General features: G+C 70.3%; 20 protein-coding genes. 13 read left to right on the top strand and 7 right to left on the bottom strand.

Annotated features, from left to right (window positions below; all coding sequences use genetic code 11):
- Positions 1-3: 3 nt before the first annotated feature.
- From PS271_RS25125 to PS271_RS25105, 5 genes are all read left to right on the top strand, one after another.
- Complete coding sequence (locus tag PS271_RS25125) at positions 4-1,065, top strand: NAD-dependent epimerase/dehydratase family protein (RefSeq protein WP_398384841.1); 1,062 nt, start codon at positions 4-6, stop codon at positions 1,063-1,065.
- Positions 1,052-1,915, top strand: a complete 864-nt coding sequence (locus PS271_RS25120) for a thioesterase II family protein (protein ID WP_398384839.1) — start codon at positions 1,052-1,054, stop codon at positions 1,913-1,915. The genes PS271_RS25125 and PS271_RS25120 overlap by 14 nt, the downstream gene beginning before the upstream one ends.
- On the top strand, positions 1,903-2,973 hold the full coding sequence (locus PS271_RS25115) for an SAM-dependent methyltransferase (RefSeq protein ID WP_398384837.1): 1,071 nt from the start codon (positions 1,903-1,905) through the stop codon (positions 2,971-2,973). Before PS271_RS25120 ends, PS271_RS25115 begins: the two co-directional genes overlap by 13 nt.
- A 94-nt stretch (positions 2,974-3,067) precedes the next feature.
- Complete coding sequence (gene redH, locus PS271_RS25110; RefSeq protein ID WP_398384835.1) at positions 3,068-5,773, top strand: undecylprodigiosin ligase RedH; 2,706 nt, start codon at positions 3,068-3,070, stop codon at positions 5,771-5,773.
- Between the two features lie 37 nt (positions 5,774-5,810).
- Positions 5,811-6,995, top strand: coding sequence for a Rieske 2Fe-2S domain-containing protein (locus PS271_RS25105; protein WP_398384833.1), 1,185 nt, complete (start codon positions 5,811-5,813; stop codon positions 6,993-6,995).
- Between the two features lie 275 nt (positions 6,996-7,270).
- On the opposite strand, the gene uriT is transcribed toward PS271_RS25105, so the two are convergent.
- Positions 7,271-8,740: a uridine transporter UriT gene (gene uriT, locus PS271_RS25100; RefSeq protein ID WP_398384831.1), complete on the bottom strand. Its 1,470-nt coding sequence runs from the start codon at positions 8,738-8,740 to the stop codon at positions 7,271-7,273.
- A 381-nt stretch (positions 8,741-9,121) separates the two neighbouring features.
- Here uriT and PS271_RS25095 point away from each other — a divergent pair, with 381 nt between their 5' ends.
- Complete coding sequence (locus PS271_RS25095) at positions 9,122-10,207, top strand: hypothetical protein (protein ID WP_398384830.1); 1,086 nt, start codon at positions 9,122-9,124, stop codon at positions 10,205-10,207.
- A gap of 72 nt (positions 10,208-10,279) precedes the next feature.
- On the opposite strand, the gene PS271_RS25090 is transcribed toward PS271_RS25095, so the two are convergent.
- The gene (locus tag PS271_RS25090) at positions 10,280-11,281 is read right to left on the bottom strand and encodes a LuxR C-terminal-related transcriptional regulator (RefSeq protein ID WP_398384829.1); all 1,002 of its coding nucleotides are present in this window, start codon (positions 11,279-11,281) and stop codon (positions 10,280-10,282) included.
- 172 nt (positions 11,282-11,453) lie between these two features.
- Here PS271_RS25090 and PS271_RS25085 point away from each other — a divergent pair, with 172 nt between their 5' ends.
- The 7 genes from PS271_RS25085 to PS271_RS25055 all read left to right on the top strand — a co-directional run bounded on the left by PS271_RS25085 (position 11,454) and on the right by PS271_RS25055 (position 20,258).
- Positions 11,454-11,744: a hypothetical protein gene (locus PS271_RS25085; protein ID WP_398384828.1), complete on the top strand. Its 291-nt coding sequence runs from the start codon at positions 11,454-11,456 to the stop codon at positions 11,742-11,744.
- Between the two features lie 294 nt (positions 11,745-12,038).
- Complete coding sequence (locus PS271_RS25080; RefSeq protein WP_398384827.1) at positions 12,039-12,221, top strand: hypothetical protein; 183 nt, start codon at positions 12,039-12,041, stop codon at positions 12,219-12,221.
- A 332-nt stretch (positions 12,222-12,553) separates the two neighbouring features.
- Positions 12,554-14,026, top strand: a complete 1,473-nt coding sequence (locus PS271_RS25075; protein WP_398384826.1) for an FG-GAP repeat domain-containing protein — start codon at positions 12,554-12,556, stop codon at positions 14,024-14,026.
- A gap of 104 nt (positions 14,027-14,130) precedes the next feature.
- Complete coding sequence (locus PS271_RS25070) at positions 14,131-16,254, top strand: glycoside hydrolase domain-containing protein (RefSeq protein WP_398384825.1); 2,124 nt, start codon at positions 14,131-14,133, stop codon at positions 16,252-16,254.
- Positions 16,255-16,303: 49 nt separating this feature from the next.
- The gene (locus PS271_RS25065) at positions 16,304-17,515 is read left to right on the top strand and encodes a transglycosylase family protein (protein ID WP_398384823.1); all 1,212 of its coding nucleotides are present in this window, start codon (positions 16,304-16,306) and stop codon (positions 17,513-17,515) included.
- A gap of 2,109 nt (positions 17,516-19,624) precedes the next feature.
- Positions 19,625-19,894: a GntR family transcriptional regulator gene (locus PS271_RS25060; protein WP_398384822.1), complete on the top strand. Its 270-nt coding sequence runs from the start codon at positions 19,625-19,627 to the stop codon at positions 19,892-19,894.
- Positions 19,895-19,898: 4 nt separating this feature from the next.
- Positions 19,899-20,258: a hypothetical protein gene (locus PS271_RS25055; protein ID WP_398384821.1), complete on the top strand. Its 360-nt coding sequence runs from the start codon at positions 19,899-19,901 to the stop codon at positions 20,256-20,258.
- Between the two features lie 63 nt (positions 20,259-20,321).
- On the opposite strand, the gene PS271_RS25050 is transcribed toward PS271_RS25055, so the two are convergent.
- The 5 genes from PS271_RS25050 to PS271_RS25030 form a co-directional block, all read right to left on the bottom strand.
- A complete protein-coding gene (locus PS271_RS25050; protein ID WP_398384820.1) occupies positions 20,322-20,585 on the bottom strand; it encodes a hypothetical protein in 264 nt (87 codons plus the stop codon).
- 111 nt (positions 20,586-20,696) lie between these two features.
- The gene (locus PS271_RS25045) at positions 20,697-21,791 is read right to left on the bottom strand and encodes a methyltransferase domain-containing protein (RefSeq protein WP_398384818.1); all 1,095 of its coding nucleotides are present in this window, start codon (positions 21,789-21,791) and stop codon (positions 20,697-20,699) included.
- Complete coding sequence (locus PS271_RS25040; RefSeq protein WP_398384817.1) at positions 21,788-22,744, bottom strand: MvdC/MvdD family ATP grasp protein; 957 nt, start codon at positions 22,742-22,744, stop codon at positions 21,788-21,790. Before PS271_RS25040 ends, PS271_RS25045 begins: the two co-directional genes overlap by 4 nt.
- A 25-nt stretch (positions 22,745-22,769) precedes the next feature.
- On the bottom strand, positions 22,770-23,051 hold the full coding sequence (tgmA, locus tag PS271_RS25035; protein ID WP_398384815.1) for a putative ATP-grasp-modified RiPP: 282 nt from the start codon (positions 23,049-23,051) through the stop codon (positions 22,770-22,772).
- A gap of 243 nt (positions 23,052-23,294) precedes the next feature.
- The gene (locus PS271_RS25030) at positions 23,295-23,627 is read right to left on the bottom strand and encodes a DUF7848 domain-containing protein (protein WP_398384813.1); all 333 of its coding nucleotides are present in this window, start codon (positions 23,625-23,627) and stop codon (positions 23,295-23,297) included.
- Position 23,628: the final 1 nt, after the last annotated feature.

Below are 23,628 nucleotides of genomic sequence, written 5' to 3'. Positions count from 1 at the left end.
CCCATGTCGACGCTGAACAAGGACACGTCCGGCTCCCCCGCCCCCGGCTCCGGCCCGCAGCCGGACGTCCTGGTCACCGGGGCCAGCGGCTTCATCGGCGGGCACCTCGTCCGCCGCCTCGCCGAGCGCGGGCACCGGGTGCGCGTGCTCGTCCGCGAGGGCAGCGACCGCTCGGGCTTCGCCGGCTCCGAGGCCGAGACGGCCGTCGGTGACCTGGACGACCTCGGCAGCCTCCAGCGGGCCGCGGCCGGCGTCCGGCAGGTGTTCCACTGCGCCGGGAAGTCGGCGGACTGGGGCGCCTGGGAGGACTTCCGGCGCATCAACGTCGCCGGCGCGGCCAACGTCGTGGAGGCCGCCGCCCACGCGGGCACCGTCCGGCGCGTCCTGCACGTGAGCACCACCGACGTCTACGGCTATCCCGTGCGGCCCTGCGACGAGAGCACCGAGCCGCGCGACACCGGCCTGCCCTACAACCGCAGCAAGCTGCTCGGCGAGCGGGCCGTGCGCGAGGCCGCCGAGCGGACCGGGGTGCCGGTGACGGTGGTCCGCCCGGTGTCCGTCTACGGGCCGGGCAGCAAGGACTTCGTCATCGAGATCGCGGACCTGCTGCTGCGCAAGCAGATGGTCTACATCCGCCAGGGCCGCGTCCCGGCCGGCCTGCTGTACGTGGACAACGCCGCCGACGCCATGATCGACGCGTGCGCCTCCGAGTCCACGGCGGGGCGCGCGTACAACCTGCGCGACCCCGGACTCACCACGTGGCGCGAGTACATCGAGGCCCTGGCCCGCGGGCTGGGCGCGCCGCCGCCGAAGCTGAGCCTGCCGACGCCCGTGGCCACCGCCGTCGCGACGGTCTCGGAGAAGCTCTACGGCCTCCTCGGCGTCAAGGCCCGCCCGGTCCTCACCCGGCACGCCGTGCACCTCTTCGACCGCGACCAGTCGTACGGGATCGGGCGCGCGCAGGAGGAGTTCGGCTTCAAGAGCCCGGTGGGCTTCGAGGAGGGCATGCGGCGGACGATCGCGTGGCTGGACTCGGCGGAGGGACGCAAGCATGTCGCCCGCTGAGCCGCTGCTCGCCGCCCCGCCCCGGGACGCCCTGTGGTTCCCGCGCTTCGGCGCGCCGCCGCCCGCGGCGGACACGCCCGGCACCCGGCTGATCTGCTTCCCGTACGCGGGCGGCACGGCCTCCGTCTACCGCGACTGGCGCGAACACCTCGGCGGCGCCGTCGCCGACGTGTCCGCCCTGCAACTGCCGGGGCGCGGCCTGCGGATGCGCGAGGAGCCGTACACGTCCGCGGGGGCGCTCGTCGCCGATGTCGCCGGCGAGCTCGTGCGCCGGGGGCTCACCCGCGACTACGCGTTCTTCGGGCACAGCATGGGCGCCCTGCTGGCCTACGAGGTCGCGTGCGCGCTGCGCGAGCGCGGCGAGCCCGGGCCGCGGCACCTGTTCGTCTCCGGCAGCAGGGCGCCGCACTTGTACGGGGACCGCGCCGAGCACCTGCTGCCGGACGCGGAGCTGCGCGACTTCGCCGCCGGCATCGGCGCGCTCGGCGACGGCGACCGGGCCCTGCTCAACAGCGCCTACCTGGACCGGCGGCTGCCGGTCCTCCGGGCCGACCTGGAGGTCTGCAACGGCTACCGGTGGCGGCCGCGCCGCCCGCTGGACTGCCCGATGACGGCGTTCTCCGCGAGCGACGACCCGGTCGCGGACGCCGCCGAGGTGGAGGCCTGGCGCGCGTACACGGCGAGCTCGTTCCTGCGCCACCACGTGCAGGGCGACCACTTCTTCCTCACCGGCGACGGGCCCGCGCGGCAGCGGCTGCTGCGGGAGCTGCGCGGTGAGCTCGCCCGGCTCGCGCGGGCCGCGGGCACCTCTTCCCATCCCGGACAAAAGGAACCGTCATGGACGTACTGAGCCTGGTCAAGAGCGTCAGGGACCGCGTAGGGGAGCCGCTGGGCGACGCCCTGTCCGCGGCGCGGATCGTCGCCAACTGGCGGATGCCGCTGCTGCTCGCGGTGTCGAAGGGCTTCGTCACGCCGGTCTACCGTGCGGCCTTCCTCGCCTCGGCCGCGGGCTCCGGCGTCCTCGGCTGGCTCGCCGTGCGCCCCTGCGACCTGGAGTCGCTGGCCGACAAACTGGGGGCCGCGCAGGACAAGCAGCGGCTCCGGGCCTGGCTGGAGCTGGGCGTGCGCCTCGGCGAGCTGGACCGGCGCGAGGGCTGCTACCGGCTGAAGAGCATCGCCGCCCGCACGCTCGCGCGCGCCGGCAACGACGCCCTGGCGGCCGCACTGGAGGAGGTGCTGCGCTTCCACGTGCCCGTGCTGCTGGGCGGCCCGCGGATGGCGGCGACGGGCGAGCGCTTCTCGCTGGGCGATCAGGACGGCCTCGTCATCGCCCGCTCCACGCGCGTGATCGAGCCGATGGTCGAGGCCGCCATCGACCGCACCCTCGACCGCGAGAACCCCGTGCGGCTGCTGGAGGTCGGCTGCGGCAGCGGCGTCCACGTCCGGCACGCGGCGCGGCTCAACCCGCGCCTGTCGGCCCTGGCGATCGACATGCAGGAGGAGGTCGCCGAGGCCGCGACCAAGAACATGGCCGAGTGGGGCCTCGCCGACCGCGTCGAGACACGCCGGGGCGACCTGCGCACCCTCGCGCTGCAGCCGCAGTTCGACCTGGTGACCATGCACAACAACATCTACTACTTCGCCGAGGACGAGCGCGTGGCGGCGCTGGAGAAGGCCCGCTCGGTGCTGGCGCCGGGCGGCAGGATCCTGCTCACCACCGCGTGCCAGGGCGGCAACATCGGCCTGGACGTCCTCAGCCTCTGGTTCACGTACGCCGACTTCGGCGGCCCGCTGCCGCGCGAGGACGAGCTCGTCGCGCAGCTGGAGCGCGCCGGGTTCACGGACGTGGAGGCGGCCCGGCTCGTCCCGGGCGAGCAGTTCCGGGCCTTCACGGCCACGAGCAGGTAGGCGACCAGCCCCCGTCTCACGTACCGCACCACCCGCTCCACGCAGTCCCGCTCCACGCACCCCGCGACGGCCCGAGCGCCCAGGAGAGCCCGACATGGCAACGCGTTCCACTGACCCCGTGACCCTCGCGCCGCAGTCCGGCGACGTCGTCGTCCTCGGCGGCCCCGCATCCGCCGACCCGGCCGTCCTCGGCGGCAAAGCGGCCCGGCTCGCCGACATGATCGCGGCGGGGCTGCCCGTGCCGCCCGCGTTCTGCCTCACCACCGGCCTCTTCACGCGCTACCTCGCCGACACGGGCCTGGCCGGGAAGATCGAGGGCGCCGAGGGCGGCGCGGTCCGCGAGCTGATCCTCGCGACCCGCATGCCCGCGCCGCTCGCCGACGAGGTCCTCGCCGCGTACGAGCGGCTCGGCCGGCCGCGGGTGGCCGTGCGCTCCTCGGCGCTCAAGGAGGACTCGGCGGCGCGCTCGTTCGCCGGCCAGCACGACACGGTCCTGGACGTGGCGGGCGACGCGGCGCTGCTCGACGCCGTGCGGCAGTGCTGGGCGTCGCTGTGGTCCGCGCGGGCCACCGCCTACCGGGACGGCGACGCGGCCGAGGCGATGGCCGTCGTCGTGCAGGAGATGGTCCACTGCGACGTCAGCGGCGTGCTGTTCACCGTCGACCCGGTCAGCGCCCGCCCGCACCGCGTGGTCGTCGAGGCCTGCCGGGGGCTCGGCGAGGGCCTGGTGTCCGGGCGGGTCTCCAGCGACCTGTTCGTCGTCGACGACCGCAGCCTGGAGGTCGCCGAGGAGCGCGTGCGCTACAAGGTGGCCAAGTGGGCGCCGCTGGCCCCCGGGAAGATCGGGATGACGAAGGTCGACGCCGCCGAGCGCGCCGTGCCCTGCCTGGACCACGCCCAGCTCGCCGAGCTGGCGCGGCTCGGCCTGCGGGTGCGCGAGCACTACGGCAGCGAGCAGGACGTCGAATGGGGCCTGCGGGACGGGGTGTTCCACCTCTTCCAGACCCGGCCGATCACCACGCGGCCGCTCCCCGACGACGCGGCGGCGCGCGGCGGGGCGCTCAGCCCGTACGTGACGCAGCAGCCGGACGCCGTCCAGCAGGGCACCCTGTGGTCGCGCATGGACATCGGGGAGATCTTCGTCGGGCTGATGACGCCGCTCGGCCTGAGCTTCGCGCGCTACTACCAGGAGAACGTCCACCTGGACTGCGCCGCCGCCCTCGGCGTCCGCGACACCGGCGACGCCGACCTGCACATGGGCTACTACCAGGGCCACATCTACCTCAACATCTCCTACAGCGCCTACCTGCTGGGCCAGGCCCTGCCGACGCGCGACCAGCGCCACTTCACCAAGCGGTTCGTCGGCGAGGACGTCGAGGGGGGCGCGCTCGCCGACTACGAGAACCCGTTCGGGACGTTCCCCGGCGGCATGGAGGACGTGCTGTCGACGGCGCACTGGCTGCGCCACACCGCCGCCGAGGCCCTTCGGATGAAGTCCCGGTCGGGCGCGATGGTGACGTCGCGGCTCTACGAGTTCGACCGCGCCCGGCGGCTGGACCTCACGCGCATGAGCCGCCGCGAGCTGCACGCCGAACTCACCCGCAACCTCGGCTGGTTCCACGACATGCACGTCGGCTACATGCCGTACTACATCAACGCCTTCGGGTTCTACGGGATCCTCACCGAGCTGTGCCGGATGTGGCTCGGCGCGGAGGGGGAGAACCTTCAGAACCGCATCAAGACCGACATGTCCAGCCTGCGGACCGTGGAGTCCGCGAAGGAGATCTGGGCCGTCGCCCAGGCCGCCAAGGACCGGCCCCGCGTCCTGAAGATCATCAACGAGGAGCCGCTGGAGACCGTCGCGGCGGCGCTGCGCGCGGACGACGAGGGCGCCGCGTTCTGGCAGCGCCACATGGAGCCGTTCCTGCGCGCCAACGGCACCCGCGGCCACCAGGAGATGGAGCTCACCCACCCGCGGTGGATCGACGACCCCTCGTACATCTTCCAGATGATCCGGCGGTACGCCTCCGACGGCTTCTCCGCCGACGACATCCTCAAGCGCAGCAGCGGCTACCACGACGACTCGCGCGAGATCCTCAAGAAGCTCTCGCTGCCGCAGCGCAAGGTCATCGAGACGGTCATCTCGCTGTACGCGCTGTGCAGCGAGCTGCGCGAGACCACCCGCATGTCGATGATCACCTCGATCTGGCTGGTGCGGAACGTGGTGTACGAGGTGGGCCGGCGGCTGGTGGAGGCGGGTGTCCTGCACTCGCTCGACGAGGTGGCGCACCTGGACTTCGAGGACGTGCGGGCGTATCTGGCGGGGGGAGCCGGAGAGCTGGAGGCGTTCCCCCGCGAGCGGATCGACGGGGCCCGGCGCCTGCACGAGTACCGCAAGCGGCTCCCCGAGCCGCCGCTCACCTTCATCGGCGAGCACGACATCACCCAGGCCGTGCGCCCCGCCCCGGGCGGCGCCCGGCTCAGCGGCCTGGGCGCGAGCCCGGGGCGCGTCGTCGGCCGCGCCCGCATCGTGGAGGACCTGGTCTGGCAGGCCGACGAGTTCGAGGCCGGCGAGATCCTCGTGACCCGCTACACCGACGCCTCGTGGACGCCGCTGTTCGCCATCGCGGGCGGCGTCGTCACCGACGTCGGCTCGATGCTGTCGCACAGCTCGATCGTCTCCCGCGAGTTCCACGTGCCGTCGGTCGTGAACACCAAGTACGCGACGCAGCGGATCAACACCGGGGACATGGTGATGGTCGACGGAGACACGGGGGTGGTGGAGGTAGTCGAAGGCTGATCCACCGTCAGCGCAACCCACCGAGGAGGAACGCACGATGATCCCCAACCAGTGGTATCCGATACTCCCGGCCGAGGAGGTGCGGAACGACAAGCCCACGGGGGTGCGCCGGATGGGCCAGGAACTGGTCCTGTGGCGCGACCTCGACGGCAACCTGGTCTGCCAGGGCGCGCGCTGCCCCCACAAGGGCGCGAACCTCGCCGACGGCCGGATGAAGGGCAACTCGGTCGAGTGCCCGTACCACGGCTTCCGCTACGGGCCCGACGGCGGCTGCAAGGCCATACCCTCGCTCGGGTCGGGGGCCCGAATACCCGGCTCGCTCCGGGTGCCCGTGCACCCGGTGCGAGAGAAGTTCGGACTGGTGTGGCTGTGGTGGGGCGAGGAACGCGCCGAACTGCCCGGCATCCAGGCGGCCCCGGAGATCGCCGAGAACCCGAAGGTCCACTCGACGCTGCACTGGACCCGGCCGGTCCACTACACCCGCTACATCGAAAGCCTGCTCGAGTTCTACCACATCACGTACGTGCATCGTGATCACTGGTTCAACTACATCGACTACCTGTTCCTCTACGGGACTCCGCGCAAGCTGGGCCTCGACGGCAAGGAGCGCTACCTGGCGGCCACGAAGATCGTCAACCACCAGCTGGAGACCGTGGCCGAGGAGCAGACCCTGCGCTACTCGTTCGACCACCAGGACGAGGCGGACCCCTCCAACACGACGCACTACGTCATCACGTTCACGTTCCCCTGCCAGGTGCACGTTCAGACCGAGCAGTTCGAGGCGACGTCGTGGCTGGTGCCGATCGACGACGGGCACACCGAGCACATCCTGCGCTGGTACGAGTACCCGGCGTTCAAACCGGTGCTCCGCTCGGAGAAGCTGCGCCGCATCCTGCCGTGGATGTCCCTGTACATGGAGAAGTGGATCCAGGACGTCCAGGACGTCCGCATCATGGAGCGCCAGGAGCCGAAGATCAGCGAGGGCGGCGTCAGCAAGTTCACCCCGGTCGACGAGCTGAACGCGAAGTACCTGGCGATGCGGTCCCGCTTGATCCAGGAGGCGGCGGCGCCCGGGGCCGGGGCCGCTGAGATCGCGGCGGCGCCGGACCCGGAGCCCGAACCGGCGGCGAAGCGCCCGGCCCCGGCGAACGGCCGGAGGAGGGCGAAGACACCCGCGAACGGCGAGGGCCTTCCGGCGGTACGAGCGAGCGGGGCGCACTGAACCCACGCGAGGCCGGGCCTCACGGGCCCCGGTCACGGCCCCGGGGAACCGGGCGCGCTGAAGGATCGGGGTCGTGAGGCCCGGCCTCACAGACTCCGGCAACGCTGAGGGCTTGTGAGGCCCGGCCTCACGAATCCGCCGCAGCGGCGCTCAGCCACCACGGCGGGGACCAGCGGTGCCGAACCCACGGAAAGCGCCCCGCACGGGCACGGCCCGGAACGCGAAAGACCCCGGCTCAGAGAGCCGGGGTCTTTCGGGCGTGCCGCGGGCGGCGGTCAGCCGCCGGCCCGCACCGGGGCCTCCGCAGCCGCCGCACCGGCCGCCGCGTCATCCGCGGCCTCCGCCGCGACCGGCTTCGGAATGAGGAAGGACGTGGCGAGGGCCGCGGCCAGGATGACAACCCCGGCGATCATGCCGGAGGTGTACCCCGTGGCGGATGCCGCGTCGTCCGCCGGCTGGACCGCGGTCTTGACCGCGTACAGCGCGGCGAAGCTCAGGCCGGCGCCCAGGTTGAAGGCGCCCGCGTTGAGGCCGGGGAGGAAGCCCGGGTTCTCGCGCGGGGAGAGGACGATGCCGAGGCCGTTGAGGACGATGTTCGCCACACCCGCGTAGGTGATGCCCACGAGGAGCGACGCCACCAGCAGCAGGGCCTTCGAGTGGGCGGGGATCGTGAGGATCATCAGGACGACCGACACCGCGGAGCCGACAAGGCCGATGCGCAGGACGCGGCCGTAGCCGTACGTGGCGGCGAGGCGGCCGGCGACGGGGCCCATGGCGAGACCGGCGAGAGCGTACGGGGTCAGCGTCCACCAGGCGGACCCCTCGGCGCCCATGCCGAGACCGGCGTCGGCGTCCTGGGCGAAGGCCGGGATCAGGCCGTTCATGACGGCGAAGACGCCGGTCATGGTGAGGGTGGTGGTGAGCAGGGTGGCCCAGGTCGAGCGCCGGCGCAGGTGGTGCGTGGCGACGAGCGGGTGCGCCGAGCGGCCTTCGGTCCGCCAGAACAGCGCGAACGCGGCGGCGGAGACGACGACCAGGGCGGCGATGAGCCCCCAGTTCGCGGCGCCGAGCTTGCCGGCCTCGTTGAGGGCGACGAGCAGCGAACCCACGGACACCACGAGGAGGCCGACGCCCGGCCAGTCCATCCGGTTCGCGCCGGGGACCTTGGACTCGGGGGTCATGAACGCGGCGAGGGCGGCCGCGAGGACGGCGACGAGGGCCATGACCCAGAACACGGACTGGAAGCCGTGCTCGTCGGCGAGGAACCCGCCCGCGAGGGAGTCGACGCCGGCGATGCCGCCGTTGACCGCGGTGATCACGCCGAGCAGGGTGCCGTACCGCTTGGGCTCGGTCACCTCCTGCCGCAGCATGATCAGGCACAGCGGGACGACCGGGCCGGAGAAGCCCTGCACGATCCGCCCGGCGAACAGCATGGGCACGCTCGTCGCGAGCGCCGCGATCACGCAGCCGACGGCCATGAGGACGAGCATGCCGACCAGGACCTTGCGACGCCCGATGACGTCACCGAGGCGCGGCAGGAAGAGCGAGAACAGGGCCGCCGACGTGAAGAACGCGGTCTGCGTGAGCCCGATCTCGGCGGAGCTGGCGCCGAGGCTGTCCTCGATGCTCTTCAGCGCGGGGCTGAGCATGCTCGCGTTGAGCTGGAAGGCGATGCAGGCGGTCAGGAGTGCGGTGACCAGCACGCCCACGCGGGCAGGGCGGTGGTCGGTGAGAGAAAGGTTCATGCCTCGACGCAGGGGGTGCAGGGGGTGGGGGGTATTCGACGTCACAGCGGCAGTGCTGCGCGCACACAGAAAAACCCCGGCTCGACGGGGAATCCGGAAATGCCCTGAGGAGCGCTTCCGCGCCGCCCGGACACCGGTCCCGCAGGCCCATGACCTGCGGGAAAACCCCGCCGAAGGGGTTCGCTGTTCCCTTCATGGTACCCGGGATTTTCCGGGTCCTTCCGGGATGCTTCAGTCACTGTCCGTCATGCGTCCTTCACTCGCATTTCCTGCCCGTGCCTCCCGGCTTCCCCAGCCGGCCTCACTGTCAGCGCTCTGTGTCATCATGCGGACGCGTCCCAGGGGAGTGGGTCGCGGACTACTGATTGTCAGGGGTTGGGGATGGGCGCGGGTACAGAGCCGGACGGCTCGTCCAGGTCCGATGAGGAGTGGGAGCGGTTTCTGCGCGAGTCGGTGGCGGGTGCCGCCGACGCGCCCAAGGAGCCGTCGGCGCGGGCCCGTGACGTGGCGAAGCGGTTGCGCGCGGAGCCCGGTCACGGCCCGGAGAGCCGGCGCAGCCGCACGCCCGTGCGGCCCGAGCGGCGCACGGGCTGGGCCGTGTTCGGGCTGCTGGTCTTGCTGGTGCTGCTGGTGGTGGCGCTGGCGCCGGGACGGGTAGTGGACTTGTTCGCCGGCACTGACTCCCCGTCGTCGTCGGCCCGCCCGGCCCGGGTACCTCCGGCGGAGGCGGCCCGGCGCCCCACCATGGACGAGCCGTTCCGCGGTTCGCCGGCGGCCGGCTGGGAGAGCGGAGCGGCGGGGATCACCGTGCCGAAGGCCGGGGCGGTCGGCTGGATGAGCGCGGCCGAGGTCGAGCGGGCCCTCGCCGGCAGCCGGGACTTCCTTGTGGCGTCCGGCCTGGACCGCGGGGTGCTGCAGGGCGAACGCCCCGAGAAGGCGATCGCGCTGGTCAACCCGCACCAGAAGGACGTCCAAGACCTTCTGAACACCGCTTTCCGAGCCCCGAGCGAGAAGAACGATCCTCTTCTCCTCTTCAGCCGCTTCCAGCCCTCCCGCAGCCGCCTGGTCGGCGACGTCGTGAAGACCCGGGGCGGGCTCACCTACCGGGAGGGCGAGCGCGGCGCGCTGCAAGTGACCGCCGACGTCACCTTCGTCTACCCGGTCACTCGCGCGGACGCGGGTGGCAGCGGCGAGATCGTGCGCACGATCGTCCGGCGCGAGCTGGTCCTGAGCTGGGACGACCCTGCCAAGGTGATCACCGAGCCGGGGACGTTCTCGATCGTCTCGTACAAGTACCACGTGACCAACGGCGGCTGCGGCGCCCTCACGGGCTACTTCACCCCGCCCTTCGGCACGGACCGCCGGGCGGACGAGGCCGGCACGGAGATCGACCCGTACGACCGCAGCGCGCCGGTCGGGCGGGGCGAGTCCTCCGGGGACGAGTGCGCGAGGGCGATACGTTCCTAGCGGGTGGCGTTCGTCCCGGGTGGCGTTCGTCCTGGAGGACGAAGCAGGTCGTGATCGCCGGCGGCCGTGCCGTCAGCGGGCCGCCCGGGCGGGCAGCCAGCCGGACTGGACCGCGAGGACGCCGGCCTCGAAGCGGCTGCGGGCGCCCAGGCGCTCCATGAGGCCGGTGGCGATGCGGCGGGCCGTGCGCTGGGAGACGCCGAGGCGCTTGGCGATGGCCTCGTCGGTGCGGCCTTCCGCGAGGAGCCGGACCGTGGCCTCTTCCTGGCCGGTGAGGCCGTGCTCGTCGCGGCAGGGGCTCGCGCCGAGCGGCTGGGCGCCCGCCCAGACCGTCTCGAAGAGGGCGCAGAGGGCCACGAGGATGCCCGCGCCGGTCAGTACGACGGCGCGGGCCGCCGTGTCGTCGCTGTTCACCGGCATCACGGCGGTCTTCCGGTCGATGATGATCATCCGGGTGGGGAGCGCGGGCGCCGTCCGGATCTGCCCGCCCAGCCGGGTGAGCCACTCGGCGTAGGCGGTGGTCGGGGCGCTGTTGCGCACGCTGTCGAGGTAGACGGTGCGCAGCCGGACCCGGCGGCCGAGCAGTTCGCGGTCCAGCGGCCGGGCGGCCGCCATGTTGTCCTCGGTCTGCGCGCCGTCGGGGCTGAAGGCCATGACCTCCTCGCGCACCTCGCGGGTGAGGAGCGCCAGCCGGTCCCTGATCTCGTCCAGCCCGACGAGCTGCTCCCCGCCGAGGCTGGCGGCGACGGAGCGGTGGTCGGCGTACTCCGCGATGAGCTGGGCGGCGGCGACCCGGGACTCCTCCAGGCGCTGCTGCTGCGCGGCCAGCCGGGCCTGCTGGCGGGACATCAGGATGTCCAGGCCGATGTCGGGGGAGACGGCGCGCAGCCCTCCCGCGTGCTCGGCCGACGGGCGCACCAGCGACAGCTCGCTCAACACGTCGAGTCCGGCGCGCACTTCGGCGTCTGTCAGCCCCAGGTACGCGGCCAGCGCGGCGACCCCGGCGCCGGGCTTGGCCAGCAGCCCCCGGTAGACCTGTTCCGATCCGGTGTCCAACCCCAGTGTGTCCAGCATCAACGCCCCCCGACGGTCAAGGACAATTACTGAAATCACCCATGATCATTACATGCTGCGCACAACATGTGTAGTTCTTCCCGGGCCGAGTGCCTGGCCGTTTGCGGCCATGGACCGAACCGTTCCGCATCATCCCTGGTGAGCCCGTTTCCCGCTTGGAAGAGTTGACCGCATGTATCTCGTGCACGTCGCCCTGCGCCGGCCACGGCGGACGACGGAACTCCCGGCGGAGATCCGCGAACTGGTCCTCTCCCGCGCCCTGGCACGGGAGCGGATCGAGCACATCTCGGTCCATCCGCGGGCCAGCCCCCACCCCGTCCTCGGGGTGTACCTGCTCGCCGAGCGCCTGGAAGAGGCCGAGGGACACGCCGAGCGGGCCTGCCGGCGCGCCCTTGAGGACTGCCCGCAGCTCGCGCGCTGGGAGCTCGTGGACGCCCAGGTGCCCTTGCTCGACGTCCCATGACGCAGGCGCTTGACGTCCCATGACGCTGTCGCTTGACGTCCCGTGACGCCGGCGCTCGACGTCCCATGACGCCGGCGGCCGGGCCCCTGGACTGATCCGTCCCGGGCCCTTTCGGTCCACCGGAAACCTCTTCCGCCCCGTCCGCCCCAGGACGAAGCTTTCTCATGTCAGCCGGTACGAACGGCTGGCCGGCAGAACCGAACGGATCGTGCCGGGCATCACCGCGGGATGCCCTACTGGTCCGCCACTCCCTGCCGCTTCAGTTCACCGCTTCGTTCCGGAAGGACCACCGAGATGTTCCGTACCCGCATCGCCCAGGCCGCCGCGGTCGCCTCCCTCGCCCTGGGGACCGCCGTCCTCGCCCCGGCGGCCTCCTCCGTCGCCGCCCCGGTCACGACGACCGCTTCCGCCCCGGTCACGACGACCGCTGCCGAGGGCCCTGTCTCCACGGTGACCGACTCCATGGGCTGGCAGTGACCGACGGGCCGCACGCCCGGCCGGCACTCCCCTTGCCGCCCCGCCTCCCCTGATCCCCTGTTTCTCCGGGCTCCCCGAGGCTTCCTTCCCTCCCTCCTCTCCTCCCGCTTCTCCCGCCTCTCCTATCTCTTGACGCATTCCTTGTCCTGACGGACGGGGCCGCTGCCCCCTCCGCTCGGCGTCCGGCTCGCGATCGTCAGCTGCCCCTCGTACGTGCAGCCATCGCCTTCTGAGCCGCAGCCGCTCTTCTCACGCCGCGCCGCGCCTCGCAACGCCCCTCGCTGCGCCACCACTTCACCCCTTCACGATTTCACCTCTCCCAGGAGACTCTTGTGTCCAAGCACGCCTTCCTGCGCCACTCCGCCATCAGCATCGCCCTCGTCTGCGCCGTCACCGGTGGCGGGCTCACCATGGCGGCGTCCGCCACCGCGGCACCGGTCCCGGCGGCGGTCGCCGCGGACGAGGAGCCGGGCGACTTCGGGAGCAACGGCCAGGGCCCCATGCTCCCCGTGGAGCCCGACGGCGAGGAGTTCTTCAACGTCGCCGGCGCCAGCAAGGACGCCCCGAGAATCAAGCGCAGCGAGACGCTCAAGCGCGCCGCGGAGTGGGTGGGCAAGGGCATCCCCTACAACATGGAGGGCTCCTACCGGGGCCACCGGACCGACTGTTCCGGCTACGTGTCCATGGCCTGGCGCCTCGGCTGGGACATGGCCACGCCCAACTTCGGCCCCCAGGGCGTGACCGAGAAGATCAAGAAGAGCGACCTCAAGTCCGGTGACGCCCTCCTCAACCCGAAGCCGGGCCGGTACGGGCACGTCGTCCTCTTCGACAAGTGGGCGAACGCGGACCACAGCAAGTACGTGGGCTACGAGTTCAGCAGCTCCGGCGTGCACCACCGCGAGATCCCGTACCCGTACTTCCCGGGCCACGACACCGAGAGCTACTACCCGGTCCACAACAAGTCCGTCGTCGACGACGAGCAGCCCCCGATCGACCCCGGCATGACGGAACTGACGGCCGGCGACCTCAACCACGACGGCAAGAAGGACATCGTGGCCGTCCAGGTCTCCACCGGAAAGCTGTTCCTCTACCCGGGCACCGGAAAGAGCGGCCTCAACTCCCTCGGCGACCGGGTCGAGATCGGGTCCGGCGGCTGGAACGGCATGCGCAACCTCACCGTCGGCGACTTCAACGGCGACGGCAAGGACGACCTCGTCGCCACCAAGCGGGCGGACGGCAAGCTGTTCCTCTACCCGGGGACCACCGGCAAGGGCCTCAGCGCCCTGGACGACCGCATCGAAATAGGCTCCGGCGCCTGGAACGGCATGAAGCACCTCACCGCGGGCGACTTCAACGGCGACGGCAAGACGGACCTCATCGCCGCCAAGACCGACACCGGCCAGCTGTTCCTCTACCCCGGCACCCGCAAGTCCGGGCTCAACGCCCTCGACGACCGCATCGAGATCGGCACGGGCGCCTGGAACGGCATGAACAAGGTCGTCTCCGGCGACTTCAACGGTGACGGCAAGGCCGACATCGTCGCCACCAAGACCGAGACGGGCGAGCTCTACCTCTACCCCGGCACCGGAAAGACGGGCCTGGACACCCTCGGCAAGCGCATCGAGGTCGGCACGGGCGGCTGGAACGACATCTCCGACTACGCGGCCGCGGACTTCGACAAGGACGGCATCGACGACCTCGCCGCCGTCGACTCCGACCCGCGCAAGACCGGAAAGCTCTACTTCTACCGGGGCAACGGCAAGGGCTTCGCGTCCCGCGTGGAGATCGGCTCCGGCGGCTGGTGACCGGCCGCACCCCCTCCGCCCACACCGTCTGACGCGTGCCTCCGGGGTGGGTCCGGCACTCCTCTCGCGGACCCGCCCCGCCCCTCTGCCTCCCGGAGAATCCCATGAGCCCCAAGCGCATGCGCGGCCTGGCCGCGTTCGTCGCCGCAGCCGCGGTGCTGTCCGTACCGCTGCAGTCCGTCGGCGGCACGGCCTTCGCCGCCACGGGCACCACTCCCGCCCCGGCCTCCGCCTCCCCCGCCTCCCCCACTTCCACCTCCCCCGAGGGGCCGGGCACCACCCCGGTCACCTACCGCGGCCTCACCCTCGACGTCCCCGCCGGCTGGAACGTGGTGAACCTGGACGAGCACCCGGACACCTGCGTCCGGTTCGACCAGCACGCCCTCTACCTCGGTCACCCCGGGGCGAACCAGGACTGCCCGGCGCACCTGATCGCCGAGAAGACCGACGCCCTGGTCCTGGAGCCCCTCGCCGACGCCGCCCCGCGCCCCGAGGTGCCCCGGGTGACCGTACGGGCCGGCGACCGCGTCCCCGACGCGCTGCCCGCCGACGAGCAGCAGGAGGTGCGGGTGGCCTTCGAGGGCGCGGGCCTGTACGCGACCGCCGGCTACGGGGACTCCCCCGCCGCCGTGCAGAAGATCCTGGCCTCGGCAAGGACCGACGCGTCGGCGCGGCCGGGCCTCGCCCTCGAACCGTCCGGCACGGGGTTTCAGGAGGCGGCGGCCCCCGTGAAGCCGAGCACGGGCTTCACCGGCAAGGCGTTCGACACGTGCACCGCCCCGTCCTCCTCGGCGATGGCGGACTGGGCCAAGTCCCCCTACAAGGGCATCGGCATCTACATCGGCGGCCCGTCGATCGGCTGCCCCAGCCAGCCCAACCTGACCCCGGGCTGGGTGCAGGCACAGACGAAGGCCGGGTGGCACATGCTGCCCGTCTACGCGGGCACGCAGGCGACCCGCATCTCCGCCCGCACCGCCGGCAAGGACGGGCGTGCCGCGGCGGACAAGGCCGTCGCCCTCGCCGAGCGGCTGGGCTTCGCGCCGGGAACGGTGATCTACGAGGACATGGAAGCCGGTTACGGCCCGGAGTACGACACCCGCGTCGTGCAGTACCTGTCCGGCTGGTCGGAGCGCATACGGGAGCTCGGCTTCCGCTCGGGCGTGTACAGCTCGACCGGCGCCGCCATCAAACAGCTCGACTCCGTCTACGACTCCGGCTCCTACGAACGCCCGGACGTGATCTGGGCAGCCACCTGGAACGGCAAGGCGGACACGGACGTTCCCGGTGTTCCGTCCGGGCACTGGGGCAACCGTCAGCGGATCAACCAGTACACGGGGAACGTCCATGAGACGTACGGCGGCACCAAGCTGCTGATCGACCGCGACTACGTGGACGTGGCCCCGGCGGTCATGGACCCCGGAATGACCGAACTTACCGCCGGCGACTTCACCCACGACGGCAAGAAGGACCTCGTCGCCGTCCAGGTCTCCACCGGAAAGCTCTTCGTGTACCCCGGCACCGGAAAGACGGGACTCCGCACCTTCGGCAGCCGCGTCGAAATCGGCTCCGGCGGCTGGACCGGCATGAAGAACCTCACCGTCGGCGACTTCAACGGCGACGGCAAGGACGACGTCGTCGCCGTGAAGAACGAAACGGGCCAGCTCTTCCTCTATCCCGGCACCGACGCCAAGGGGCTGAGCACCCTGGACGACCGCATCGAAATCGGCTCGGGCGGCTGGAACGGCATGAAGCACCTCGCCGCGGGCGACTTCAACGGTGACGGAAAGACGGACCTGATCGCCGCCAAGTCCGAGACGGGCCAGCTCTTCCTCTACCCGGGCACCCGCAAGTCCGGCCTCAACGCCCTCGGCGACCGCGTCGAAATCGGCACCGGCGCCTGGAACGGCATGAACAAGGTCGTCTCCCCCGGTGACCTCAACGGTGACGGAAAGGCCGACATCGTCGCCACCAAGACCGAGACCGGCGAGCTCTTCCTCTACCCCGGCACCGGAAAGACGGGCCTGGACACCCTGGGCAGCCGCGTCGAGATCGGCTCGGGCGGCTGGAACGGCATTTCCGACTACGCGGCCGCCGACTTCACCGGCGACGGCATCGGTGACCTCGCCGCCGTCGACTCCGACCCGGGCGAGACCGGAAAGCTCTACCTCTACCGGGGCACCGGCAAGGGCCTCGCTCCCCGCACGGAAATCGGCACCGGCGGCTGGTGACACGCCCCCCCCCTTCCCGTCTCTCCCTTCCTTTCGAGAAAAGGTCCGCATGTCTACGTCATCCCGTACGCGCGCGCTGCTGACTGCCACCGGTATCGCCGGAATCACCGCGCTGTCCCTCCTCTCCTCCGGCCCGGCAGCTCAGGCGGCGTCCGTCGCCACCTGGGACAAGGTGGCCCAGTGCGAGAGCAGCGGCAACTGGCACATCAACACCGGCAACGGCTACTACGGTGGCCTGCAGTTCAGCCAGGGCACCTGGTCGGAATTCGGCGGCAAGGCGTACGCCGAGCGCGCCGACCTGGCGAGCAAAGAGGAACAGATACGCATAGGCGAGAAGGTGCTCGCCAAGCAGGGCGAGCGGGCGTGGCCGAACTGCGGCCCGAACGCCGGGCTCGGCAAGGACCACGCGGACCCGTTCCCGTCCAAGCCCCTGCCCACCGACCCCGGCATGACGGAACTGGTCACGGGCGACTTCAACCGCGACGCCAAGAAGGACCTCCTGGCCGTCCAGGTCTCCACCGGAAAGCTGTTCCTCTACCCCGGCACCGGAAAGAGCGGCCTCGACACGTTCGGCAACCGCGTCGAAATCGGCTCCGGCGGCTGGAACGGCATGCGCAACCTCACCGTCGGAGACTTCAACGGCGACGGCAAGGACGACCTGATCGCCGTGAAGAAGGAGACCGGAGAGCTCTTCCTCTACCCGGGCACCAAGGACAAGGGCCTCGACGCCTTCGACGACCGCATCGAAATCGGCTCCGGCGCCTGGAACGGCATGAAGCACCTGGCCGCCGCCGACTTCAACGGCGACGGCAAGGACGACCTGATCGCCGTGAAGGCCGACACCGGGCAGATGTACCTCTACCCCGGTACGGGCAAGTCCGGCCTGGACACGCTCGGCAAGCGCGTGCCGTGGGGCACCGGCGACTGGAACCGCATGAACAAGGTCATCTCCGCCGGCGTCTTCGACCAGGTCGGTGCGCACGAACTCATCGCCACCGACACGAAGACGGGCAAGCTGCTCCTCTTCCAGCCGGACACGAAGAACAACGGCTTCGACGCCGGCTCCTCCATCGAACTCGGCGCCGGCGGCTGGAACGGCATCTCCGACTACGCGGCCGGCGAATTCACCCACGACGGCCAGATCGACCTCATAGCCGTAGCCTCCGCCCCCCACCAGACGGGCAAGCTCTACCTCTACCCCAACGACGGCTCCAACAGCGCCTTCAAGCCCCGCGTGGAAATCGGCACGTCCGGCTGGTGACAGGGCCCCGTTCCGGTCCGGGCACACGGAAGAACCCCGGCTGAGCTGAGCCGGGGTTCTTCCGTGTGCCCGAGGGCGACTTGAACTCTCCTCTCGGGCACCACCGCATCAAGCGTCCGACCTGCGAAACCTTCGCAGGCTTCGCGGTGCAATGGCTCACTGGATCAGGCTGGTGTGCGGGGCCCCACCGTGATTGCCGCTGTTCCATTCGTCCGAGGCGATGGTCAGCAGCGGGCGCATCCCGGCGCCACAGGCGGCGCAGAACCGGGCGACGGGATTTTTTTCGGTGAGGCCCCACGGGGCCCAGCCACCGACCTTCCAGCCCGGGGCCTCGGACAGCTCTGTCGAGTAGAACGCTCCTTGCCCAGCTCCAAGTAGTCGGGGTACTCGGTGATCCGCTCCGGCGCGAGCACGCACGGCTCCGGCACGTAGCCGTCGTATTCCCCCTCAGTCCACTCGGGCGGCGCGGCGAGGATGCCGGTGACCTCGGCGGCGGATCGCCAGACCAGCGCGGTCGGCGGCTTGTCGTCCGACCCGGGGCGGGGATGCAACCGGATCGCCGGGCGCGCCAACGGGCCCAGCTGAGGGAAGACCGCGGCGACGTCGAGCGGCCGCGGCGGGGTGGAGCGGGTAACTCACACCGAGAGCTGATCCAGTCCGGAAAAACAGAAAAACCCCAGCTGAGCTGGGGCTTTGTCTGATCTTGCTGGTGTCCGAGGGGGGACTTGAACTCTCCTCTCGGGCACCAGCCCGTCAGGTCGCTGACCTGCGGAAACACCAGCCTAAAGGGGCTTAGCTGCTACCCAAGGGTACATGTCTCGTCCTGCGCTTTTCGGGGCGTTCCTGGGTGCTACTGGTCACGCGCTGGTCACGTGCCGCCGTCTGCGCCGCAGGGATGAGATTCGCCGATGGGCAAGCTAGGCGCTGTGGCCGAGTACCGGGGCAAGCGCGCCACCCGTTACGGCCTTCTGGTCCGGGGAGCGCTGGCCCCCACTTCCACAGCAGGCGGCCCAGCGCTCTCGGGAGAGGTGGTCTACCGTCGAAGCATGGACTTCCGGATCACCGAGGAGGAGCAGAGTCTCCTCTTCGTGATCGCCGATCATCTTGACGCCGGAAGCGCTCCTTCTGTGGTCGAGCTATCTACCGAGACCGGGCGCGATGCCCGGTCTGCGGCTGAGTCGCTTAGACGGAAGGGGTGGATCGGAATGCGAGATGACACCGTGCTGGCACTCTCCCCCATGGCCCTCCAGGCCGTGAGAAACCTACGCTTTGGGCGCCGAGGCGAGGCATAGAGAAGCCCCGCCCGGAGTAGCTCCAGGCGGGGCAACAGGTGGTGCCTCAGTTGGCGCTGCGGCGCTCGCGGATCACGTCGTCCGGGGTCGGTCCCGCGCCAAGCGCTACAGCGTGCTCGGGGCAGGCGTAGAGGGTGGTCCCAGGAGCGTCAGTGCCCTGGATCCATCGGACCGGGATGGGGGCGCGAGTGACTGTCCTGCACTCGATGCACAGTGCCACGTGCCCGGTCAGGACGACCGGGAACATCTCATCGACGCTCACGCGGCACCCCAGCCGTCCACGCGGAGGCCGGGAACGGTGCCCCCGGGTAGCTGTACGGGGCGTCAATGCCATCGAGTGCGCGGCGTAGCGCGTGGCACCGCTGGTACTGGACGGTTCGCAGTTCCAGCGTTTCTTCCGCGAGGACGTACGGGCGGGCTATCGCCACGTCCTCGCCACGTAGCGGAGCGTGGCGCTCGATGATGTGGTCTGGGGTGGGCGTCGTCCAGGGGCGTGACCACGGACTGACGGGCGCCGGGGTGGGGGCATCAGGCTTGCGGTACCGCGCACTGTGACGTCCGGGGGGCGGTGTCACGGTGCGGCGGATCCGTGAGCGGGTGCCGGCGGGGACTAAGAGGCGGAGCGCCCATTTCAGGGCACGGGCGATAGCATCGCGCATGGTCGTTCAGCTCCTTGAAAGCTGTTCGGCTGTGCCCTGTCGACCGGGCCAACGGTTGGCAGGGCTTTTTCGAGAGCCATCTTGTCTACCCTTGCCTACTCCGTCCATAGGCATGGCTAGACAAGGCCAGACATGGCTGATTGTCTACGCTTGCCTGCATGACGGGTAGCGAGGTCGATCACGGGTCCCCGACCCCGGTCTACATACAGGTGGCACAGCAGATCGCTGCAGATATCGAGCGGGGCGCCCTCGCCGTGGACCGGCGGATCCCCTCTGAGTGGGACCTGGTCGGGCGTTTCGGCGTCGCCCGCGAGACGGTCAGGAAAGCTATCCAGCGTCTACGTGATCAAGGATTGGTGTACACGGTGGACAAGCGCGGCACGTACGTCCGAGACCGCAGCGCCGACCAGGGCGCTGAAGAGGAGTAGGGCCATGACCTCTGAGGCCGAGCGTCAAGCGGCCTGGGCCCTCTACACCTCCCTCCATCATCTGGCGTGCTCGGTGATCATGAGCCCGGTTGAGACACACCGCCTGAGCGACGGCACGCCCTTCCAGGGTGATCTCGACTACGCCCGCGAGACGTTTGTCGAGACCGCGGTCATCCTCGCGGGCCGGCATCCCGAGGTGGTGCAGGCTGCGTCCGCCGTGCTGCACGACTGGGAGGCGGTTGCCCCGGATCGGCTCGTGCGCCTCCTGGCCGTGCTCGATTCGCTCGCGGAGATCAGCGAGGCCTCGCTACCGCTCCCGCCGCCGGCCTCACTCGGCGATGGGCCTCCGGACAGCGCCGTATGATCTCAGTGGGCCCCGGCCTGACACCGGCGAGACGCACTTGCAGGTGGGAAGACCGGGGCCCGCTCAGTCGCTGCTGGTCGCCCAGAGGTGCATCACCACACCGGGCATCTCGTAGCGCCACTCCCCGTACTCGGCCAGGAATGACTGCAGACCATAGGGGTCTACCTCCCCGAGGCACTCTCGGTGGCCAGTCACGCACATGCCGTGCTTTTCAGCCTCGTTGAGTGCGTCCCCGAGGATGCGGAGTGCTTGCTGGCTGGAGCCGGCGGGCCATTCGCCGAGCACTGCCCCGCCAGGGGTCTCAATGGCATAACGCAGGCCGATCATGCGATCACCGTAGAGGCGTCCAGTGGGGTGCGGGGCGAGAAGCGGGGCGCCCGTACGCTTCTGGGTGACGCGTACGGGCAGGGGGGCTTGGCGCGTCCGGAGGTGCCGAGATCAACTCGTCAGCAGAACACGCTGCTTCGGGTCATCGAGCCAGAAGTGTTGACCATTCGGCGTGATCGTCATGCCGAACCGGTCGCGCGCAGGGCTACCTTGCTTCTCGAACCATCCCGCGGTCTGCTCGACCGCGTCCCAGAGCTTTTGGGGACCTCCTTGCTGGGCGTGCTCGCCTTGGACTCGGGCCCAGGAGCCATCTTGGCTCCACAGGCGGTAGCCGGTGACTGTCCCGTCGCCGTCCATCTCGGTGGCCGTTCCGACGTCCGGCATCACCAGGGACGAAACGAACCGCAGTCCGTCATCCAGCAGCAGGCCGAGATCCATTTCTGTGGTGCGTTCCGTAGTGCGCTCCGGCTCCCCGGGGTACGGCACATTCCCGGTTTCGCCTTCACCGCGGGCCGGCATGAAGAACGACCCGCCAGGCAGGAACTTGCCCTCCAAGACTCCCTCATTGCCCACGGTGAGACATGCGTTGCCCCATCCGACCGGAGAGACGATCACGCCGCCGGGCCGGACCGAGCGGGCCAGCTCGTACGGGAAGGTGCTGAACCCGCACGTGACGATGAGCCGGTCCAGGGCGACGTCGCCGGGGAAGCCTGCCCTGGCATCGCCCGTCATGACGGTCGGCGCATAACCCGCCTCGCGCAGCCGGGACTTCGCGAGGCGAGCCAGATCTCTGTCGACCTCTACCGTGAAAAAGTTTTCCTCTCCCACGCGGTGGCACATCAGGGCGCCGTTGTACCCGGTGCCGGTGGCCACCTCCCCGACCTTTTCACCGCCCTGCACGTCCAGGGCCTCCAGCATTTGCAGCATGAGGCTGGGCTGGCTGGACGATGACGTGGCCGAGTTCCCGGTCACCTGCGTGGTGAGCGATGTGTCGCTGTAGACGTGATCGAAGTATTCGGCGTCATCCGCCGTCACCGACTGCCATGCCCCGTTGACCTGCCGGTAGAAGATCGGGACGAAGACATGCCTGGGGGTGTCCAGTACCGCACTGCGCCACTCCGCAGACCGCAGGTCACCCTTCTCGATGAGCTGCTGGACGAGGGCTTCCCGGCGAGCGCGGGTCGCTTCGGTGTCGGGGTGGCTCAAGACACTGCTCCTTGCAGTAGAGAGGCATGCGCCTCAGCGATGGGGAGATTGGTGGCCCTGGCAATGAATTGCCATTGCCCGGCCGGGTTGCACTCGAAGAAAACCCACTGCCCGTCAGGGCGCACCGCGAAATCGAATGCACCGTAGTTGAGCTGGTACGCCGCCATGAAGCGGCGAACCCCCTCAGCCACGTCATCGGGAATGGCCACCGGTTCGTACTCAAGTGCGTCGTAGTCGCTGCGCCAGTCCACCTCTGCGTTCGCGCTACTCGCGTGGATGGCGACGGGGAACATGTGTGGGCCAACGACGGTGAGCCGGATCTCGTGCCTCTTCGGTACCCACTCCTGGAGGTAGTGGGCGGTCAACTCGAACGAGTCGTCCAAGTCAGTGGCCTCAAGCTTGCGGGTGGGCAGCATCATGGGCGGAGCATCCGGAAGGTTCAGGGTGGCCGCGGCAACCGGCTTGCAGATCAGCGGTCCGCCCGCCCTCTCGGCCCACTGCCGGGCATGGCCCAGGCTGTTTCCGAGAAACGACTTTGGCACTCGAAGACCGGCCCGGGTCGCGGCGACGAGCTGACCGGGCTTGTGGGCGCTGGCTCGGTAGACGTCGGGATGGTGCATCCACACCACGGCAAGGGAAGAGAGAACCTGGACCATGCCGACCAGAGCCTGGGACACCGCCCAATCCCTGTACGCCTCCGCGACGTCCGACGACACGACCGGAAGTCCGGGCCGTCTGTAATAGACGGCCCGGACTTCCTGTATACGTGCCGCGCGCCGGTTGGTTACCAGCTCACCTGTCCACCCAGGAGCGTCAGCCTGGTGCTGGACGGCGAGGGAGACCGACTGGGGGAATTCTGCGAGGTCGAACCGCAGTACGGGAACCGCGGCTTCGCTGAGGGCCTGCACGACGAGATCGGCTGTTGGATCGAGTTGTTCGGCGACGATCAGCACGTGCCCGCGCGGCTTCATCTGGGATCTACGCCTCGGCCTTCACCAACAGATGGCCGTGCGGCGCCTGCGCCGGAGAGATCTCCGGGAAGGCGTAGGGGTCGGCGTCCTCGTCCGGGGGGTTGCCCGGCGAGGTGTCGTTGTTCGTCGCAGTGGAAGACGCAGCCATCGGCGTCTCTGCCCACAAGGAGCCATCGCGCGACACGTTCACCTGACGGACAGGGTCGTACTCGAAGGTGGAGGGGTCAATTTTCACTACGTACGTCGGGCTTGGCGCCTGGGCCCCGAAGGGCACGAGTGCTGTGGTCATATTGCAACCTCCGTGCGGTGGTTTCGGTGATGATCCTCGTGCTGTCTCTACGCGTCCTCCCGTTCGCGGAGGACTCCTTCCTTTCTGCCTAGGGATGGTGGTACCCGACCGGCCGTCGACGGCCATGAGACCGACCGGGCGGGGGCTGGAGCCTGCCCCTATGCCGGGGAGGAGGGGACCCTTGGCGAGTGATGGGTCATCCGGCAGAGGGGCAGGCGGTCTAGGGCGCCGGGCGTCAGCGCGCTAGGGAACATGCGTGCGCGCAGGTTCCAGCGAAGCGCGAACGTGCTCCGGCAGACCTCCGGCGTGCGCGTGACCCATGATGTGGCCGGCGACGACGCTACCGGGGGGCGGCCCCACCACGGCGTAATCCGCGAAGAGGCGCTGGAAGCGCAGGTGGCCCGTCTGCTGGGCGTGGATCTCCATCCACGTCTGGACGGATCCGCGACTGTCGGACCAACCGGAGGTTGCGCCGCAGTCGGAGTCATCCCCGGTCACACATCGCGCCGCGTACTCGGGGCTTGCCGTGGCGTCCTGCAGTGTCGTCCAGTCCGCGTATCGCCAGATACGAGTCACG

The organism is Streptomyces sp. SCA2-17 (assembly GCF_044336695.1).
Note: the sequence above shows the minus strand (reverse complement) of the source record. Positions and strands in the feature narration are given on the sequence as shown.

Coding starts and splice junctions, on each gene's coding strand:
- PS271_RS25125 (WP_398384841.1), top strand. CDS start 4: ATGTCGACGCTGAACAAGGACACGTCCGGCTCCCCCGCCCCCGGCTCC.
- PS271_RS25120 (WP_398384839.1), top strand. CDS start 1,052: ATGTCGCCCGCTGAGCCGCTGCTCGCCGCCCCGCCCCGGGACGCCCTG.
- PS271_RS25115 (WP_398384837.1), top strand. CDS start 1,903: ATGGACGTACTGAGCCTGGTCAAGAGCGTCAGGGACCGCGTAGGGGAG.
- redH (WP_398384835.1), top strand. CDS start 3,068: ATGGCAACGCGTTCCACTGACCCCGTGACCCTCGCGCCGCAGTCCGGC.
- PS271_RS25105 (WP_398384833.1), top strand. CDS start 5,811: ATGATCCCCAACCAGTGGTATCCGATACTCCCGGCCGAGGAGGTGCGG.
- uriT (WP_398384831.1), bottom strand. CDS start 8,740: ATGAACCTTTCTCTCACCGACCACCGCCCTGCCCGCGTGGGCGTGCTG.
- PS271_RS25095 (WP_398384830.1), top strand. CDS start 9,122: ATGGGCGCGGGTACAGAGCCGGACGGCTCGTCCAGGTCCGATGAGGAG.
- PS271_RS25090 (WP_398384829.1), bottom strand. CDS start 11,281: ATGCTGGACACACTGGGGTTGGACACCGGATCGGAACAGGTCTACCGG.
- PS271_RS25085 (WP_398384828.1), top strand. CDS start 11,454: ATGTATCTCGTGCACGTCGCCCTGCGCCGGCCACGGCGGACGACGGAA.
- PS271_RS25080 (WP_398384827.1), top strand. CDS start 12,039: ATGTTCCGTACCCGCATCGCCCAGGCCGCCGCGGTCGCCTCCCTCGCC.
- PS271_RS25070 (WP_398384825.1), top strand. CDS start 14,131: ATGAGCCCCAAGCGCATGCGCGGCCTGGCCGCGTTCGTCGCCGCAGCC.
- PS271_RS25065 (WP_398384823.1), top strand. CDS start 16,304: ATGTCTACGTCATCCCGTACGCGCGCGCTGCTGACTGCCACCGGTATC.
- PS271_RS25060 (WP_398384822.1), top strand. CDS start 19,625: ATGACGGGTAGCGAGGTCGATCACGGGTCCCCGACCCCGGTCTACATA.
- PS271_RS25055 (WP_398384821.1), top strand. CDS start 19,899: ATGACCTCTGAGGCCGAGCGTCAAGCGGCCTGGGCCCTCTACACCTCC.
- PS271_RS25050 (WP_398384820.1), bottom strand. CDS start 20,585: ATGATCGGCCTGCGTTATGCCATTGAGACCCCTGGCGGGGCAGTGCTC.
- tgmA (WP_398384815.1), bottom strand. CDS start 23,051: ATGACCACAGCACTCGTGCCCTTCGGGGCCCAGGCGCCAAGCCCGACG.